This is a genomic window from Actinoplanes sp. M2I2 (genome assembly GCF_023544445.1).
Taxonomy (GTDB): domain Bacteria; phylum Actinomycetota; class Actinomycetes; order Mycobacteriales; family Micromonosporaceae; genus Actinoplanes.
The window spans coordinates 117,580-133,634 of the sequence record NZ_JALPVJ010000015.1 but is presented as its reverse complement, the minus strand read 5'-3'; the positions used below and the strand labels follow the sequence as shown (position 1 = coordinate 133,634).

Annotated in this window: 16 protein-coding genes; 10 read left to right on the top strand and 6 right to left on the bottom strand. The window is 72.5% G+C overall.

All coding sequences use genetic code 11. From position 1 onward, the window contains the following. Positions 1-76: 76 nt before the first annotated feature. Positions 77-1,891, top strand: a complete 1,815-nt coding sequence (locus HJC40_RS29265) for a penicillin acylase family protein (RefSeq protein ID WP_250005931.1) — start codon at positions 77-79, stop codon at positions 1,889-1,891. A gap of 81 nt (positions 1,892-1,972) precedes the next feature. Continuing rightward, entirely contained in the window at positions 1,973-2,422 is a 450-nt protein-coding gene (locus HJC40_RS29260; protein ID WP_250005929.1) for a YdeI/OmpD-associated family protein, read from the top strand. On the opposite strand, the gene HJC40_RS29255 is transcribed toward HJC40_RS29260, so the two are convergent. Then, positions 2,419-3,633: a hypothetical protein gene (locus HJC40_RS29255; protein ID WP_250005927.1), complete on the bottom strand. Its 1,215-nt coding sequence runs from the start codon at positions 3,631-3,633 to the stop codon at positions 2,419-2,421. The two genes, HJC40_RS29260 and HJC40_RS29255, sit on opposite strands and share 4 nt — an antisense overlap. Before the next feature lie 196 nt (positions 3,634-3,829). Between HJC40_RS29255 and HJC40_RS29250 the strand changes: the two genes are divergently transcribed. Then, complete coding sequence (locus tag HJC40_RS29250) at positions 3,830-4,573, top strand: SemiSWEET transporter (protein ID WP_250005925.1); 744 nt, start codon at positions 3,830-3,832, stop codon at positions 4,571-4,573. 503 nt (positions 4,574-5,076) lie between these two features. Next, positions 5,077-5,694, top strand: a complete 618-nt coding sequence (locus HJC40_RS29245) for an alpha/beta hydrolase (protein WP_250005923.1) — start codon at positions 5,077-5,079, stop codon at positions 5,692-5,694. 37 nt (positions 5,695-5,731) lie between these two features. Here the strand turns inward: HJC40_RS29245 and HJC40_RS45570 are convergent, their stop codons facing one another. Beyond that, the gene (locus HJC40_RS45570) at positions 5,732-5,854 is read right to left on the bottom strand and encodes a hypothetical protein (RefSeq protein ID WP_284043887.1); all 123 of its coding nucleotides are present in this window, start codon (positions 5,852-5,854) and stop codon (positions 5,732-5,734) included. A 92-nt stretch (positions 5,855-5,946) separates the two neighbouring features. Between HJC40_RS45570 and HJC40_RS29240 the strand changes: the two genes are divergently transcribed. After that, positions 5,947-6,906, top strand: a complete 960-nt coding sequence (locus HJC40_RS29240) for a GlxA family transcriptional regulator (RefSeq protein WP_250005921.1) — start codon at positions 5,947-5,949, stop codon at positions 6,904-6,906. Between the two features lie 61 nt (positions 6,907-6,967). Next, the gene (locus tag HJC40_RS29235; protein WP_250005919.1) at positions 6,968-8,368 is read left to right on the top strand and encodes a glucose-6-phosphate dehydrogenase (NADP(+)); all 1,401 of its coding nucleotides are present in this window, start codon (positions 6,968-6,970) and stop codon (positions 8,366-8,368) included. Positions 8,369-8,371: 3 nt separating this feature from the next. Here the strand turns inward: HJC40_RS29235 and HJC40_RS29230 are convergent, their stop codons facing one another. Then, a complete protein-coding gene (locus tag HJC40_RS29230) occupies positions 8,372-8,872 on the bottom strand; it encodes a MarR family winged helix-turn-helix transcriptional regulator (protein ID WP_250005917.1) in 501 nt (166 codons plus the stop codon). Between the two features lie 85 nt (positions 8,873-8,957). Here HJC40_RS29230 and HJC40_RS29225 point away from each other — a divergent pair, with 85 nt between their 5' ends. Further along, positions 8,958-10,148, top strand: a complete 1,191-nt coding sequence (locus HJC40_RS29225; protein WP_250005916.1) for an FAD-dependent monooxygenase — start codon at positions 8,958-8,960, stop codon at positions 10,146-10,148. On the opposite strand, the gene HJC40_RS29220 is transcribed toward HJC40_RS29225, so the two are convergent. The 3 genes from HJC40_RS29220 to cbiE are packed head-to-tail and all read right to left on the bottom strand — an operon-like array spanning position 10,065 to position 12,836. Next, complete coding sequence (locus HJC40_RS29220; RefSeq protein ID WP_250005913.1) at positions 10,065-10,877, bottom strand: cobalt-precorrin-6A reductase; 813 nt, start codon at positions 10,875-10,877, stop codon at positions 10,065-10,067. The genes HJC40_RS29225 and HJC40_RS29220 overlap by 84 nt on opposite strands. Beyond that, positions 10,870-11,625 (bottom strand): precorrin-4 C(11)-methyltransferase, encoded by a 756-nt coding sequence (gene cobM, locus HJC40_RS29215; RefSeq protein WP_308200960.1) that lies wholly within the window; start codon positions 11,623-11,625, stop codon positions 10,870-10,872. The genes HJC40_RS29220 and cobM overlap by 8 nt, the downstream gene beginning before the upstream one ends. Next, on the bottom strand, positions 11,622-12,836 hold the full coding sequence (gene cbiE / locus HJC40_RS29210; RefSeq protein WP_250005910.1) for a precorrin-6y C5,15-methyltransferase (decarboxylating) subunit CbiE: 1,215 nt from the start codon (positions 12,834-12,836) through the stop codon (positions 11,622-11,624). Before cbiE ends, cobM begins: the two co-directional genes overlap by 4 nt. 163 nt (positions 12,837-12,999) lie before the next feature. Here cbiE and HJC40_RS29205 point away from each other — a divergent pair, with 163 nt between their 5' ends. From HJC40_RS29205 to HJC40_RS29195, 3 genes are read left to right on the top strand one after another with little or no spacing between them, the layout of a single operon-like run. After that, positions 13,000-14,646, top strand: a complete 1,647-nt coding sequence (locus HJC40_RS29205) for a ferric reductase-like transmembrane domain-containing protein (RefSeq protein WP_250005908.1) — start codon at positions 13,000-13,002, stop codon at positions 14,644-14,646. Positions 14,647-14,660: 14 nt separating this feature from the next. Continuing rightward, complete coding sequence (locus HJC40_RS29200; RefSeq protein ID WP_250005906.1) at positions 14,661-15,170, top strand: FMN-binding protein; 510 nt, start codon at positions 14,661-14,663, stop codon at positions 15,168-15,170. Positions 15,171-15,202: 32 nt separating this feature from the next. Further along, the gene (locus HJC40_RS29195; protein ID WP_250006139.1) at positions 15,203-15,931 is read left to right on the top strand and encodes an FAD:protein FMN transferase; all 729 of its coding nucleotides are present in this window, start codon (positions 15,203-15,205) and stop codon (positions 15,929-15,931) included. Positions 15,932-16,055: the final 124 nt, after the last annotated feature.

Below are 16,055 nucleotides of genomic sequence, written 5' to 3'. Positions count from 1 at the left end.
CCCTTGGCACCGGGTGACGGCTTCGTGGTGGCGATTTGGGGTCGCTCCGGACCAGCGGAGTGGGTAAGCATGTCGTATGCGGGTTTTCCGGGACGGGTACGGGGTTCCGCATTTGCGGGCCGACACGGTCGATGAGCTGGCGTTTCTGCAGGGGCGGGTGACCGCCCGTGATCGCCGGCAGCAGATCGAGGTCGAGCGCCGCAAGTCGGAGGGGCTGCTGTCCGAGCTGATCGGGCCGGACGGGCTGGGCTGGGACCGGTTCGCGCGGCGGGCGCGGATCGAGGACACGGCGCGGCGGGCCTTCGCGGGCCTCGACGGGCGGACGCGGGAGTGGCTCCGGGCGTACGCCGAAGGGGTCCGGGCCGAAGGCCTCGTCTGGCACCCCTGGTCGTCGCTGGGGGTGTTCCTCGCGCGGCACATCATGTTCGCCAGCTTTCCGAGCAAGATGTGGAACGCGCACGTCGAGCGCACGCTCGGGCCGGAGGCGCTGCGGTGGTTCTCGTCCGAGGCCGCGGCCAGTTCGGGCAGCAACGCCTGGGCTGTTCCGGGGATCGTGGCCGGCGACCCGCACCGGTTGATCGAGCTGCCGGGGGTCTACCAGCAGATCCGGCTGTCCTGTCAGGAGTTCGACGTCGCCGGGCTCACCTTCGCGGGCGTGCCGGGCGTGCAACATTTCGGGCACACCGGCGGGGTGGCGTGGGCGGTCACCAACGCGATGGCCGACTACCAGGACCTCTTCGTCGAGGAGCTGCGCCGGACGGCGTCGGGGGTCGAGGCCCGGGGTCCGCGCGGGTGGGAGCCGGCCGAGGTGCACACCGAGACCATTCCCGTACGGGGTGGGGGCAGTGAACTGATCGAGGTTGTCGAGACGGCTCGCGGGCCGATCGTCGACGGCACGCTGAGTCTGCGCACGCCCACCCGGGCCGGGCTCGACCTCGGGTTCGGCGCATTGCTGCCGCTCCTGCACGCGTCCACGGTGGACGATGTCGCGGCCGCGCTCGAGGGCTGGGTGGAGCCGGTCAACAGCATCCTCACGGCCGACACCACCGGGCGGGTCCTGCAGCTCACGGTGGGCCGGGTTCCGCTGCGCGACCGGCGGAACGAGCGGGTGCCCGTGCCGGCCTGGGATCAGACGTACGCCTGGCGGGACGGGTACGTGCCGATGACCCGCGTCGAGGTGACGGGCATCGCCGTGAACGCCAACGACCGGCGGCCGGACACCGAGGCGTACGGGAACGCCTTCGCCTCCAAGGCCCGCGCCGACCGCATCCGGGAGCTGATCGACGAGGGCGTGCCCGCTCAGCGCATCCACATGGACACCCCGATGCGGGCGGACAGTGTCAAGGCCGGGCGGGTCGCGGCCTGGCGGTTCGCCGTCGCCCGGCGGCTGCACGAGCATCCGGCCCTCAAGCCGTTGATGGAGCCGTCCGGGTTCGACCCGCTCTTCGACAGCTGGACGAACCCGCGCGTCCGGATCGGCTCGGCGCTCGACGGTGTGCTGGCCGGGCTGGGGCTCACCGCGGCCGAGGTGGTCGACCCGGCCACGGTCGAGTCGGGCCGCTGGGGCGCCCGGCACCTGCTCGATCCCGTACGCCTGCCCGGCTCGACCGTCGAAATCCCGCGCACCGAGCTCTCGGGCGAACGCGATTCGGTGCTCTGCCTGAACAGCATCCCGGGCGTGACCGATCTGTGCTCACGCGGCCCGGTCGCCCGCTATGTGTGGGACATCGCCGACCGGCAGCGCAGCCGCTGGGTCGTGCCGTTCGGCGCGTCCGGCGACCCCGGCTCGCCACACTTCCTCGACCAGCTGCCCCGGTGGGCCGCCGGCGAGTTGATCCCGCTGGTCACGGACTGGTCCCAGCTGATCGAGGAACCCTTGGGGCGTATCTGATGGATCACGTGGGAGTGAGGCGCGACCTGGGCCACGCCGCAGCCCCGCGTGATCCATCAGATACGCCCTAAGATAAGCCCCATGAAGTTTCGCGCGGAGTTGCAGCGTACGGGCGGTACGACCACCGGTTTCGCGGTGCCCGACGAGGTCGTCGCCGAGCTGGACGGCGGTGGCCGGCCCAAGGTCGTCGCCGTGGTCAACGGCTTCACCTTCCGGTCGGCGATCGCCAAGATGGGCGGCCGGTACTGGCTGGGCGTCAGCTCCGAGCGCCGTGAGGCGGCCGGCGTGAGCGGCGGCGAGACGTACGACGTCGAGGTCGAGCTGGACACCGCGCCGCGCGAGCTCGAGGTGCCCGACGACCTGCGCGCCGCGCTCGACGCCGAGCCCGCGGCCCGCGACTTCTGGGCCACGCTGTCCTTCTCCAACCAGCGCTACCACGTCGACCAGCTCACCGCGGCCAAGACGCCCGAGACGCGGGCGCGGCGCCTGGCCAAGTCGCTCACGCTGCTCACCGAGGGCAAGGCCCGCTAACCGGCAGGACGGTAGGCGACCTCGGGGTCGAGCAGTCGCGTCCAGGCCGGTCGCCACTGCGGGCCCCGGCCTTGCATCTCCTCGAGCAGGTTGGTGCGCCACGGGCCGGAGACGCCGTCGTCGGCCCACCACCTGGGCCACGAGTCGTAGCGGCGCTCGACCAGGATCTCGGTCGCGGTGGTCTGCACGCGCAGGAACAACCACCGCCCGTACCGGGGGTCGGCCTCGGCCCGCCGCACCTCGCGCAGCAGGGCGCTGATCTCCTGGAAGGTCCCGAAGCGGGGCTCGCCCGGCCGGTCGGCCGGCGGGTGCTTGCCGGCCTGCACGCTCAGGCTGGTCGCGTCGGCGTAGGCGAGGATCGTGCACCGGCCGTCCTGCTGCGGCGACCGCTCGCGCATCCAGGCCGCCAGCGACTCCAGCTCGGCCGTGACCGGCGGTTCGGGCCGGTTCAGCTCGGCCGCGTCCTGCATCGCGGCCCACACGAGGCGGTCGTGCTCGCCCTGGCTGAGCCGGCGCACCCGGCGCATCGGCGGGCGTTCCCCGGGGGCGATGCGCGGCGGCCGGGTGCCGGCCGTGACGCCGCCCTGCCCGGCCGCGAACAACGCGGCGCGCAGGTCGAGGGTGGGTTCGGTGAGCCGGCCGAGCAGCCGCTCGAAGGACGTACCGGAGATCTGGCCGCGCACCGCCGCGGTCAGCAGGTCCTCGCTCGCGCTGCGCACGTCGTCGCGCTCCGCGGGTGTCCGCAGTTCGTGCCGGCCCCACTCGGTGACGACCTCGGCCAGTTCGCGCAGCGTGTTCTCGTTGCTCAGCACCGGAGCGACGACGGTGGCCAGGCCGTCGCCCACCCCGTCGCGGTATCGGGTGCGCGACCAGCGACCCTCGGCGTGCCAGACGACGAACCCGAGCCGGTCGTCCTCGGCCAGCGGGGTCAGGTCGTCCCACGGCAGCCACCCGGGCGCGCCGGTGAGCAGGTCGATCGGCGGGTCGGCGTGGATGGTGGCGCTGTGGTCGCGGTCGAAGCCGTACAGCACCGCCCGGGCGCCGTCGACCAGCGCGAGCCGGGCCCAGCTGCCCCCGTGGTCGTCGTGGTGCGCCCCGCGCTCGTCGACGTACCAGACATCGGCGTACCCGATGCCGGTCAGCGCGGCGGAGAGCGTCGTCCAGCGCGTCCAGAGCAGTCCGGGCGCAGGCAGGTCCACGTCGGTGAGCATCCGTCCACTGTGCCAAACGGCGCCGCGCAGCCGTCACCCCCCTCGCGGCGTACGCGCTTGACCTGCGCTAAAACGCCCGGAGCGGACGGTTGCCGTTGGGGGGCACATCGTTGCGGACCGGTGGCAGCCGGTCAGCCGCCCGGGGATCCCGGCGAAGGGAGAGGGGTCACCACGACCCCGACCCGAGAACAGGATCATGCTTACCCACGCCCTCGGCCTTGTCGCCGCCGCGCTGTCCGTTTCCCTCTCCTGGCCCCAGGTCTACAAGTCGTGCGTCCAGCGGCGCACGAACGGCCTGTCCGCCACGGCCTGCTCCCTCGGCGTGGCTATGCCGCTCGGATGGATCACCTACGGCCTGCTGGCCGGTCAGCGCATCCAGGTGCTGACCAACGTGGCAACCGGCCTGACCGGCCTGGCCATCCTGATCGCCCTGCTGGCCACCCAGCCGCGACTGCGGACGCGCGCGGCGCTGCGGGTCAGCGCGGGCAGCGCCGGCGGGGTCATCACGGCCGCCCTGATCAGCCTGGGCCTGGCCGCCCTGCCCGGGGTCAGCGGTCACACGGCCGCGGGGCTGCTCGGCACCCTGCTGGCCGCCGTCTCCTTCGTCTCGGCCGTCCCGCAGCCGCTCGCCCTGCTGCGCGACCGCCACCAGGACCTGTCCGGCCTGTCGCCGCTGCGCTGGCGGATGGCCGCCGCGGCGTGCGCCTCCTGGATGGCGTACGGGATCCTGACCGGTCAGCCGGCGGTCTGGGCGTCCTCGAGCGTGGGTCTGGTCAGCGCGGCCATCGTGTGCGTCGTGCTGCACGTGCGCCGTGAGCGCGCGGTTGTCGAGCACAGCTGGATCAGCGAGCACGCCTGGGTCCCCGAGCACACCTGGGTCACCAGGCCGGTCTGGCGGGACACGGTCACCACCCGCAACCTCGCGATGGCCGGCGTCTGAACTTTCCGGACCGATCGACCGCGACCCGGTGCACTCCTGTGGGGGTGTGCCGGGTTTCGCCGTATTCGCAAGATCACCGTGCGGCTGCCGCTGGACTACGCCAAGCCCCGGGGCGCCACCACCGAGATCGCCGTGCTGCGGGTCAAGGCCAGGAATCAGGCCCAGCGCATCGGCAGCCTGTTCGTCAACCCCGGCGGGCCGGGCGGGTCGTCGACGGCGTTCGCGCTCGCGGCGCCCGACTTCCTGAGCGACGCCCTGCTCGAGCGCTTCGACGTCGTCGGCGTCGACCCCCGCGGTATCGGCGCCAGTGAGCAGGTGCGCTGCTTCCCGTCCGTGCGGGCCCAGACCGAGGTCCTCGACCGATCCGATCTCGTTGCCCGACGGCGCCGGTGGCACGATCGAGGTGACGTACGCGGTCTTCGTCAGCGCCGTTCTGGGCAATCTCTACAGCACCGAGGCGGGCGCCGGGGTGACGCAACTGGCCGCCGAGATCGCCGCGGTGCATGGAGGGCGGCTCGACCGCCGCGCTGCTCGACCGGGTCGACGCGGTCAAGGCGTCCCGGGCGTACGACTTCCCGTACGACAACGGGCTCGACGCCGGGAGCACGGTGATCTGCACCGACGGCAAGCACCCGGCCCGCGCCGAGTCCTGGCCGGCCGCCGTGGACCGCCGCGACCGTGAGGCCCCGTACTTCGGCCGCTCGTGGGGCTGGATCGACAGCCAGTGTGCCAACCAGACCTGGACCGTGCGCGACAAGAACGCGTACACCGGGCCCTTCACCAAGCGCACCGCCGACCCGTTCCTGATCGTCGGCAACTACTGGGATCCGGCGACCAGCTACCAGGGTGCGGTGTCCTCGGATCGGCTGGCGCCGAACGCCCGCCTGCTCTCCAGCAACAACTGGGGGCACACGGCGTACGGCTCGGGGGTCTGCGCCACCACGGCGATCGACACCTATCTGCTGACCGGCCGGGCGCCGAAGGACGGCACGACCTGTACCGACGCGGCGCAACCGTTCACCGAGCCGCTGCCGTCGTCGCCGGCTGCGGCCACCAAGGCCGCCACCGGCAAGCAGCGGCCGCCGGTGGTGTCGCCGCGTCCGATCTCGATTCTGGGCTGATGACCGGTGGGGCGGTCACTGGCCGCCCCACCGTTTTTCACGGATGGCGGAAGCCTCCGTCCGAAGGCTTCCAGTCGGCGCTGTCGCGTGTGTCCGCGGTCCGGCCGGCGATCGAGAAGGCGAGGATGACCAGGAAGAAGAGAGTGAGTGCGATAGCCATGAGATGAGCATCGTCGCGACCTTCCGAACACGACAGTGGCAGTGATGCCATACACCTTCAAAATCCTGCCAAGCGGCCGTATGCTCCATCACATGCTGCGTAACGTGGCCGTCATCGTCCTTCCCGACGTCGCCGTCTTCGAGCTCGGGGTCCTGTGCGAGCTGTTCGGCTACGACCGCACGGCCGACGGGCTTCCCGCTTACGACTTCGCCGTCTGCTCGGTCGACGGCCGGGCGGTGCCCAGCCGGGCCGGGTTCGACATCTCCGTACGGCATGATCTGAGCCGCACCGAGGACGCCGACCTGGTCGTGGTCGCCCCGTACGACAATCCCGCCTTCGAACCGCCCGCCTCGGTGCTGTCCGCGCTGCGCCGGGCCCACGAGCGGGGCGCGTGGGTGATGAGCGTGTGCACGGGCGCGTTCGCCCTCGGCGCGGCCGGGCTGCTCGACGGCCGCCGCTGCACCACCCACTGGTTGCACGCGGCCCGCCTGGCCCGGCTCCACCCGGCCGCGATCGTCGACCCCGACGTGCTCTACGTCCAGGACGGGCGCATCCTGACCAGCGCCGGCACGGCCGCCAGCATCGACGCCGGGCTGCACCTGATCCGCCAGGAGCACAGCACGGCGGTGGCCAGGATGCTCGCCCGGCGGATGGTGGTGCCGGCGCACCGCGAGGGCGGCCAGGCGCAATACATCGAGACGCCGCTCAAGGCGATCGAGTGCGAGACCCTCCAGCCCGTGCTGAGCGCCGTGCTGGCCACTCTCGACCAGCCGCACAGCGTCGAGACCATGGCCGAGCTGGCCCACATGGCGCCGCGGACGTTCGCCCGCAAGTTCCGCGAGGAAACCGGCACCACACCGCACGACTGGTTGATCAGCCAGCGCATGCTGCTCGCCCGCAACCTGCTGGAGGACTCCGATCTGGGGGTCGATGCGATCGCCGAGCGCACCGGCTTCGGCAGCGCGGCGACGCTGCGGCACCACTTCGCGCAGCGCCTGTCGACGACGCCGCAGGGCTACCGCGGAACGTTCCGGTCGGCCCAGCCGGTCTAGGGCGGCGTTCCGGTCGTCACAGCCGGTGTGAGGCCCCGGGATGCCGGGCACAAGGCTGACCATGGCGAAGACTCCCGGCCCCACTGTGTTCGTGCTCTTCGGGGCGACCGGTGACCTGGCCCGGCGGATGGTGCTGCCGGCCTTCTACACGCTCGCGATCCAGGGCCTGCTGCCCGACGACTGGCTCCTGGTCGGCAACGGACGCGGCGACGTCTCCCACGAGGACTTCCGCGGCCATGTGCGCGAGGCGCTCGAGGAGTTCGGGCCGGCCCCCGGCGACGGGCCGTGGAAGTCCTTCGCCGACCGGCTGCGCTTCGCCGGTGGCGGCTTCAACACCGACGACCCGGGCAGCCTGCTCGACGTCATCGAGTCGGCCCGCGCCGAGCTGGGCGGCTCGCCGCAGCTGGTGCACTACCTGGCGATCCCGCCGGTCGCGTTCGAGGAGACGACCAAGGCGCTCGGCGAACACGATCTGGCCCAGGACGCGCGGGTCGTCTACGAGAAGCCGTTCGGCACCTCGCCGGAGGCGTTCCGCTCGCTCAACCGGCTCGTGCACCGGGTCTTCCAGGAGGAGCAGGTCTATCGGATCGACCACTTCCTCGGCAAGGAAGCGACCCAGAACCTGCACGTGACCCGCTTCGCCAACGAGGCGTTCGCCGCCCTGTGGAGCCGTGAGCACATCGAGAGCGTGCAGATCGACGTGCCCGAGACGCTCGGGGTCGAGCAGCGGGCCGGGTTCTACGACGCCACCGGCGCGGTGCTCGACATGCTCGTGACGCACCTGTTCCAGGTGGCCGCCGAGGTCGCGATGGAGCCCCCGGCCAGCCTGGGGGCGGCCGACCTGCAGTCCGCCCGGGAGCGCGTGATCCGCTCGTTCCGGCCGCTCGACCCGGCCGACGTCGTGCTCGGTCAGTACACCGGCTACAAGTCGATCAAGGGCATCAAGCGGGGCACGACCACCGACACGTACGTGGCGGCGAAGCTCTGGATCGACAACGCGCGCTGGCGTGGCGTGCCGTTCCTGCTGCGCACAGGCAAGCGGATGGCCGACAGCCGGCAGGTGGTGAGCCTGGTGCTCAAGACGCCGCCCACGCCCCTGCCGGATCTGCCGCCGCAGAGCAACGTGCTGACGTTCGACCTGGCCGGTGACGGCAAGATCGACCTCTCGCTGCTGGTGAAGCGGCCCGGGGTGGCGCTCGACGTGGAAGCCGGCTCGGTGCGGCTGCCCCTGGAGGCCCTGCCGGACTCCGAACCGCTGCCGCCGTACGCCCGCCTGATCAACGACGTGCTGCTGGGGGACCGGTCGCTGTTCACCCGGCCGGACGGCCTGAGCGCGACGTGGAAGACGGTGGCGCCGCTGCTCGACAACCGGCCCAAGCCCGTCGCCTACGCCCAGGGTTCGTGGGGCCCGACCGCGGCCCGCAAGCTGGCCGCCCCGTCCCGCTGGCTCCTGGGTCAGTGACCCTCACCGGCCGCCGGCTCGCTGCTGGAGCCGCCGGTTCCCCGCGGCGGCGGCCGCGCTGAGCCGTTTTACGAAGGCGGTCACCCGGCGGAGCTCGTCGGCGTCGGTCGTCCGCAGGACCTCGGCGATCTCCGTACCGGCCGCCGCCACGAACTGCCGCGCCTGCTCACGGGCGCCCGGTTCGGGCCACAGGGTGACGCGGCGGCGGTCGGTGTGCTCCCGGCTGCGCCGGATGTGACCCGCGGTCTCGAGCCGGTTCAGCAACACCGTGGTCGCGCCCGACGTCATGCCGATCTGGCGGGCGAGGTCGGCCGGTGACAACGGCTTGTCCTCCTCCGCGGCCCAGACGATGTGGCTGAGCGCTTGCGCATCCGAGCCGGGCAGGCCCATCCACGCCGCCAGATGCTGGTTGAGCTCCGCGAAGCCGATGGCCCAGTCGCGAAGCCGCTGGATCGCGGCGGTCTGCTCGGGCGACCAGTCGGCCGTCAACGGATCAGCGGTCATGATGTCCCTTCACTGTGAACTAGCTTCGCTGTGTAGTAGCTTTACTGTAAAGCTAATTTGGTCGGCCAGAGGAGCGATACGGGACATGCCTACACCACACGCGGTGATCTCCGGAGCGAGCATCACCGGGCTCTCGGCCGCCTTCTGGCTGCGCCGGACCGGCTGGGAGGTGACCGTGATCGAGCGCGCGCCGAGCTTCCGCGACGGCGGTCAGAACGTCGACGTGCGCGGCGTCGCCAGGGAGGTCCTCACCCGGATGGGACTGTTCGACGCGGTCAAGGCGCAGAACACCACCGAGACCGGGACCGTTCTGGTCGACGCGGCGGGCAAGGTCCGGGCCGAGCTGCCGTCGACCGGCCCGGACGCGGCCACGGCCGAGCTGGAGGTGCTCCGCGGCGACTTCGCCCGCACGATCCTCGACAACCTGCCGGACGGGGTCACCTTCGTCTACGGCGACACGATCGACGACGTGACCGACGGCCCCGACGAGGTCGTGATCAGCACCTCGTCCGGCCGCTCTCTGCGGGCCGACCTGCTGGTCATCGCCGAGGGAGTCCGCTCCACCACCCGGGATCGGGTCTTCGGCGCCGCGGTCGACCGCCGCGAGCTGGGCATCACCATGGTCTACGGCACGATCCCGCGTACGCCGGACGACGACGATCGGTGGCGGTGGTACAACACCGTCGGCGGGCGCCAGATCCACCTGCGGCCGGACAACCACGGCACCATCCGCGCGGTCCTCTCCTACAGCCGCGGCGAGGACCTCACCCGTCTCGACCGGCCCGGCGCCCTGGCCGTGGTCAGGAACCGCTACCGGGACGCGGGCTGGGCGGCGCCCCGGATCCTGGACGCGTTCGACACGTCCGGCGACGTCTATCTCGACCAGCTCACCCAGATCCGCGTGGGCACCTGGCACCGCGGCCGGGTCGTGCTGGCCGGTGACGCCGCCTGGTGCGTCACCCCGCTCGGCGGTGGAGGCTCGTCCCTGGCCCTGATCAGCGGGTACGTCCTCGCCGCCTACCTCGCCCAGCACCCGGACGACCTCCGGTCGGCGCTGGCGGCGTACGACAAATGGATGCGCCCGCTGGTCGACGGCGTCCAGAAACTTCCTCCGGGACTCGAGTACATCGCCTATCCGCGCACCCGGTTCGGGCTGGCCGTGCGGGCTCTGTTCGACAAGGTGCTCACCTCGTCACTGTTCGCGCCGCTCGCGGCCAAGCTCACCCAGGTCGCCGACACCGATCAGAGGCTGCCCGAGATCACGGTCCGGTCCTGACCGGCTCGCCGTCGTCACGGCCTCGACCGCCTGCGCGACGGAGGTGACCGTCCGGGCCGTCGCCGGGGCCGGCGGGCGGTTCACCATGATGACCGGCAGGCCGCGCTCGCGGGCGGCCACCAGCTTGGCGTCGGGGCCGCCGCTGTCCTTGCTCACCAGCACGTCGATCCGGTGCGCGGCGAGCAACCGGCGCTCGCCCTCGAGGGTGAAGGGCCCGCGATCGAGCAGCACCTCTAGCCGGTGCGGCCGGGGCGGATCGGGCGGTTCCACCGAGCGCGCCAGGAACCATGCGTCCACCCCGGCGAAGGCGCCGATGCCCTGCCGCCCGGTCGTCAGGAACACCCGGTGGCCGAGCCGGGGGAGCAGGGCGGCGGCTCCGGCCAGGTCCGGTACGCGATGCCAGGCGTCACCGGCCTGCTCGGACCAGCCCGGCCGGCGCAGCACGACCAGCGGCACCCCGGTGACGGCGGCCGCCTCGGCCGCATTGGCGCTGATCGTCGCCGCGAACGGGTGCGTCGCGTCCACCAGGACGTCGATGTCCTGGTCGCGCAGGTAGGCGGCCAGCCCGCCGGCGCCGCCGAACCCACCCACCCGCACGTCGCCGGCCGGCCGCCGGGGTGCGGAGGTCCGCCCGGCCAGCGACGAGATCACGCTGAATCCCGGCAGGGAACCCGCGAGCGCCCGGGCCTCGCTCGTGCCGCCCAGGATGAGGACGCGGGGATCAGGCACCGGACGCGGGCCGGCACCGGTCGGCCGAGTACAGGTGGCTGTCGGGGAACTGGGACGCGGTGAGGGCCGCGCCGACGACGATGACCGCGGTGCGACGGATGCCGGCCTCCTTGACCCGGACCGCGATGTCGCCCAGCGTGCCCCGGACGATCAGCTCGTCCGGGCGGCTGGCCCGGGCGACCACGGCCACCGGGCAGTCGGCGCCATAGCCGGGCAGCAGCTCGGCCACCACGGCGTCGATCCGCTGGACGGCCAGGTGCAGGACCATCGTCGAGCGGCTGGCCGACAGGGTGGCCAGATCCTCGCCGTCGGGCATGGCCGTGGCGCGCTCGGCGGTGCGAGTCAGGATCACGGTCTGGGCCACGCCCGGAACGGTGAACTCGCGCTGCAGCGAAGCGGCCGCGGCGGCGAAGGCGGGCACGCCGGGGACGACGTCGTAGGGCACGCCGGCCGCGTCGAGGCGGCGCATCTGCTCGGCCACGGCGCTGAAGACCGACGGGTCACCCGAGTGCAGCCGCGCGACGTCGTGACCGGCGGCGTGGGCGGCCACCAGCTCGGCGGTGATCTCGTCGAGGGTCAGCCCGGCGGTGTCGACCCGCCGGCTGCCGGGCGGGCACCACTCCAGCAGTTCCGGCGGCACGAGGCTGCCCGCGTACAGGCAGACGGGCGCGGCCGCGATCAGGCGCTGCCCCCGGACGGTGATCAGGTCGGCCGCTCCCGGCCCGGCCCCGATGAAGTGCACCGTCACGGCGTGACCGACCAGATCGTCACCGGCATCATCGTTCTCCATCCTGTGAAGCCGCCCACCGGTGAGCCGCGGCTCACCGACAGCCTGATCAACTCGCCGCCCCGCTTGGCGTAGGCCGCGGCCAGCACGGCCTCGGACTCGACGGTCACCGCGTTGGCGACCAGCCGGCCGCCGGGGCGCAGCGCGGCCAGGCAGGCGTCGAGCACCCCGTCCCGGGTCACGCCGCCGCCGATGAAGACCGCATCCGGGGCCGGCAGATCGGCCAGGACCTCGGGAGCGCGCCCGGAGACGAGGTGTAAGCCCGGAACGCCCAGCGTCGCGGCGTTCGCCCGGATGGAGTCGATGCGGGCCGGTGACGACTCGACTGCGACGGCCCGGCACGACGGGTGGCTGCGCATCCACTCGATCCCGATGCTGCCCGACCCCGCGCCCACGTCCCACAGCAGCTCACCCGGCACGGGGGCCAGCACCGACAGGGTCACCGCGCGCACCTCACGCTTCGTGAGCTGCCCGTCGTTCTCGTACGCCGTGTCCGCGAGCCCGGGCACCAGCGAGGTCGACGGTCCGTCCGGGCCGCAGTCGACCGCGATCACATTGAGCGGGTCGCCGGGCGGATGGTCCCAGGACCGCGCCACGCCGGAGCGGATCCGCTCGGCCGGGCCGCCCAGCTGCTCCAGGACGGTGAGCAGGGCCGATCCGTACCCGGCGGCCGTGACCGTCGCGGCCACCGTCCCCGCGGTCGAGGCGTCGCGGGCCAGCACCAGCAGCCGCCGACCGGGGTTCAGCGCCCGCCGTACCAGAGCCGGGTCGGCCGTCACCAGGCTCAGCACCTCGGTTGTCGCCAGGGGCCAGCCCAGCCGGGCCGCCGCGAGCGCCGCCGACGACGGATGGGGCAGGACGCGGACCCGATCGGCTCCCACCAGCCGCACCAGCGTCGCCCCGATTCCGTGGAACAGGGGATCGCCGCTCGCCAGCACCGCGAGGCCCGTCCCGGCATGCTCCTCGACCAGCGCGCCCAGGGCGGGCAGCAGCGGCGACGGCAACGGCACCCGGCGCGCGGTCACCGACGGCGGGAGCAGGGCCAGCTGGCGGTCGCTGCCCATGATCACCCGGGCCGACGACAGCGCGCCCCGGCTCGTACCGCCGAGCTCGGACCACCCGCCGGCGCCGATGCCGACCACCGTGACCGCAGAGGGGTTGTCGGCGCTCATCCGCCGAACCTACCCAACCGCGTGGACCCGAGAATTTCCGCGTCCGGTTGAGCGAAGGCGCCGCCGGGTGCGTACAACAGCCAGACGGCTCCCCGAGACCGGGTCGTCACGTCGGCCGCGGGGGTGGCAGGCGATCGGACCGACCGCTGAACGGGTGAGGACCATGGCGCAGGGACCGCCGACGTTCGAGACGTTCCAGGACCAGCGCTACGAACCGGACGAGGACGCGCAGTATTTCGCCGGCCTGCGGTCCGCGACCGACGACGACGACCGCTGGCCGGCCGACGGCGCGCCCGCCCAGGGCCGTTACCAGGACGAGAGCTACGAGGACGAGCGCTTCCAGCCGGCGTCGCCGGAGATCTGGCCCGAGGATCCCTACCGCGACGATCCTTACCGCCGCAGCGACATCCTCGTCGAGTCGCAGACCGACCCGACCGGCTGGAAGGCCGCCGGACCGGCCCAGCCGCCCATCCCCGACGACCGTCCGCCGGCCGAGGCCATCTCGGGCAACCGCCTGCTCACGGTCCTGCTGTTCTTCGCGGGCCTGGCCACCAGCATCGCGCTCTGGCTCTTCGAGACCCAGGCCGGCGAGGTCCGCGACACCGCGAGCCTGATGCTCGCGGCCGGGCGCATCACCGGTCTGATCGGCGGTTATCTGCTCTTCATCCAGCTGTTGATGATGAGCCGGGTCAGCTGGCTCGAGGAGTGGGTCGGCGCCCGCGACCTGCTGCGCTGGCACCGCTGGCTCGGCACCTCGCTGACGTTCTTCGTGCTCGCGCACGTCGTCTTCATCGTCTTCGGCTACGCGCTCACGGCCGAGACCGGCGTCGTCGAGCAGGGCTGGACGATCATCACCACGCTGCCCGAGATGCTCAGCGCCACGGCGGCGACGATCATCCTGGTCGTCATCAGCCTGATCTCGATGCGGGCGGCGAAGACCAGGCTCCCGTACGAGCTGTGGCACCTCATTCACCTCACCGGCTACCTGGTCCTGCTGCTCGGCTACGGCCACCAGGTCGCGACCGGCGCCAACCTCAGCGGCCCGTTCGCGTCGATCTTCTGGCCGGCCCTGACCGCGCTGGTCATCTCGGCGCTGGTCTGGGGTCGCCTGGTCGAGCCGCTGTGGCTCAACCTGCGGCACCGGTTCGAGGTCGCCGAGGTCGTGTCCGAGGGCGGCAACACGTTCTCGATCTACATCGACGGCAAGTCCCTCGACAAGCTGCCCGCCCAGGCCGGCCAGTTCATGCGGTGGCGCTTCCTGACCCGCAACGGCTGGTGGCAGTCGCACCCGTTCTCGCTGTCGGCCGCGCCCAACGCCCAGTGGCTGCGGCTCACCGTGACCGCGGTCGGCGGGCACACCTCGCTCCTGGCCCAGATGAAGCCGGGCACGCCGGTGTGGGCCGAGGGACCGTTCGGTGTCTTCACCGCCCAGCGTCGCACCCGGCGCCGAGCCCTGCTGATCGCCGGGGGCAGCGGCATCGCGCCGATCCGGGCCCTGCTCGAGGACATGCCGGCCGACACCATCGTGATCTATCGGGCCGGCCGCCCCGACGAGCTGGTCTTCCGCGGTGAGCTCGAGGAGCTCGCCGAGCAGCGGGACGCCTGGGTCCGCTACATCGTGGGCGGGCGCAACGATCCCGGTCCGCGCCGGCTGTTCACCCCGGAGGGCCTGCTCGGCCTGGTGCCGGACGTGAGCCGCCGCGACGTCTACCTGTGCGGCCCGCCCGGGCTGGTCGAGGCCGCGGTCGGCACGCTGCGCGAGCTCGAAGTCCCGGACAGCCAGCTGCACCTCGACCCGTTCGAGTTCTGATTAGGAGTCTCTCGATGCGACGCAGTACCGCAGCAGCCGTCGGCACCCTCACCGGCGCCGCCCTGATCATCGGGGTGCGACTGAGCGTGACGCCGCCCGAGGCCCCCGCCGTGGCCGCGCCCCCGGCCGAGCTGGCCGGCGGCACACCCGCTCCCAAGCCGTCGTCCAAGAAGCCGGCCGCGTCCGGCGCCAAGACCGAGGGCGCCGCGAACAAGGACGAAAAGAAGGAAGAAAAGCCCAAGAGCGGCCTCAAGGACGGCGTCTTCAAGGGCGGCGCGGCCGCCAACCCGTACGGGAAGATCCAGGTCAGCATCCGGGTCGAGGGCGGCGAGATCACCGACGCGGCGGCCACCTACCCGACCGCCAACGACAGCGCCAAGATCAATCCGCCGGCGATCGCGACCCTCAAGCAGTCGACCCTCGAGGCGCAGAACGCGGACGTCGCGGCGGTCTCCGGCGCCACCTACACCAGCGAGTCCTACGTCAAGTCGCTCCAGGCGGCGCTGGACGCGGCAAAGGCGTAGGGTCACGCTCCGTGCGCCATGTCGAACACGTGATGGGGACGACGGTCAGCATCGAGCTGGGCGAGGACCGGCCCGACGACGAGCTGCGCCGGCTCGTCACGGACGTGTGCGACTGGCTGCACGAGGTGGACGCGCGGTTCAGCACCTATCGGGCCGACAGCGAGGTGTCCCGGTTCGGGCGCGGCGAGCTGCGGCTCGAGGACGCCTCGGCCGACTTCCGGCACGTCCTGGAAGCGTGTGCTGATCTCTGGCGCGATACGGACGGTTACTTCGACGCGTACGCGGCCGGCGCCCTCGACCCCTCCGGCTACGTCAAGGGCTGGTCGGTCGAGGTGGCCGCCGCCCGGCTGCGGGCTGCCGGCTCGCGCGACCACTACATCAACGCGGGCGGCGACATCCGGATGCGCGGCAACCACCCCGACGGCGGGCCGTGGCGGGTCGGCATCCGGCACCCGTGGGAGGCCGACAAGGTCAGCTGGGTGCTGGCGCTGCACGACGGGGCGGTGGCGACCTCGGGAACGTACGAGCGGGGCGATCACGTGATCAACCCGCGGAACGGCCGGCCGGCCGAGGGGCTGCGCTCGGTGACGGTGGTCGGGCCGGACCTGTCGGTGGCCGACGCCTACGCCACCGCGGCGCTCGCGATGGGGGAGGCCGGCATCGCCTGGCTGGCCAAGCGGGCGGCCGACGGATATGACTCGGCGGTGGTGACCGACGACGGCCGGGCGTTCAGCTCGGCCAACCTGCCCGCCGCTGTCTGATACACCCACTTTAGATGGTCATCCGGGCCGGTCGAGGGTCGCGTCGCCCGTCCGTGCGGTTATCCACAACCGGGCGAAACTGGGCAGCACTCATCGACCCGTTTGAGGCAGCATGACCGCGTGG

Coding starts and splice junctions, on each gene's coding strand:
- HJC40_RS29265 (WP_250005931.1), top strand. CDS start 77: ATGCGGGTTTTCCGGGACGGGTACGGGGTTCCGCATTTGCGGGCCGAC.
- HJC40_RS29260 (WP_250005929.1), top strand. CDS start 1,973: ATGAAGTTTCGCGCGGAGTTGCAGCGTACGGGCGGTACGACCACCGGT.
- HJC40_RS29255 (WP_250005927.1), bottom strand. CDS start 3,633: ATGCTCACCGACGTGGACCTGCCTGCGCCCGGACTGCTCTGGACGCGC.
- HJC40_RS29250 (WP_250005925.1), top strand. CDS start 3,830: ATGCTTACCCACGCCCTCGGCCTTGTCGCCGCCGCGCTGTCCGTTTCC.
- HJC40_RS29245 (WP_250005923.1), top strand. CDS start 5,077: ATGGAGGGCGGCTCGACCGCCGCGCTGCTCGACCGGGTCGACGCGGTC.
- HJC40_RS45570 (WP_284043887.1), bottom strand. CDS start 5,854: ATGGCTATCGCACTCACTCTCTTCTTCCTGGTCATCCTCGCCTTCTCG.
- HJC40_RS29240 (WP_250005921.1), top strand. CDS start 5,947: ATGCTGCGTAACGTGGCCGTCATCGTCCTTCCCGACGTCGCCGTCTTC.
- HJC40_RS29235 (WP_250005919.1), top strand. CDS start 6,968: ATGGCGAAGACTCCCGGCCCCACTGTGTTCGTGCTCTTCGGGGCGACC.
- HJC40_RS29230 (WP_250005917.1), bottom strand. CDS start 8,872: ATGACCGCTGATCCGTTGACGGCCGACTGGTCGCCCGAGCAGACCGCC.
- HJC40_RS29225 (WP_250005916.1), top strand. CDS start 8,958: ATGCCTACACCACACGCGGTGATCTCCGGAGCGAGCATCACCGGGCTC.
- cbiE (WP_250005910.1), bottom strand. CDS start 12,836: ATGAGCGCCGACAACCCCTCTGCGGTCACGGTGGTCGGCATCGGCGCC.
- HJC40_RS29205 (WP_250005908.1), top strand. CDS start 13,000: ATGGCGCAGGGACCGCCGACGTTCGAGACGTTCCAGGACCAGCGCTAC.
- HJC40_RS29200 (WP_250005906.1), top strand. CDS start 14,661: ATGCGACGCAGTACCGCAGCAGCCGTCGGCACCCTCACCGGCGCCGCC.
- HJC40_RS29195 (WP_250006139.1), top strand. CDS start 15,203: ATGGGGACGACGGTCAGCATCGAGCTGGGCGAGGACCGGCCCGACGAC.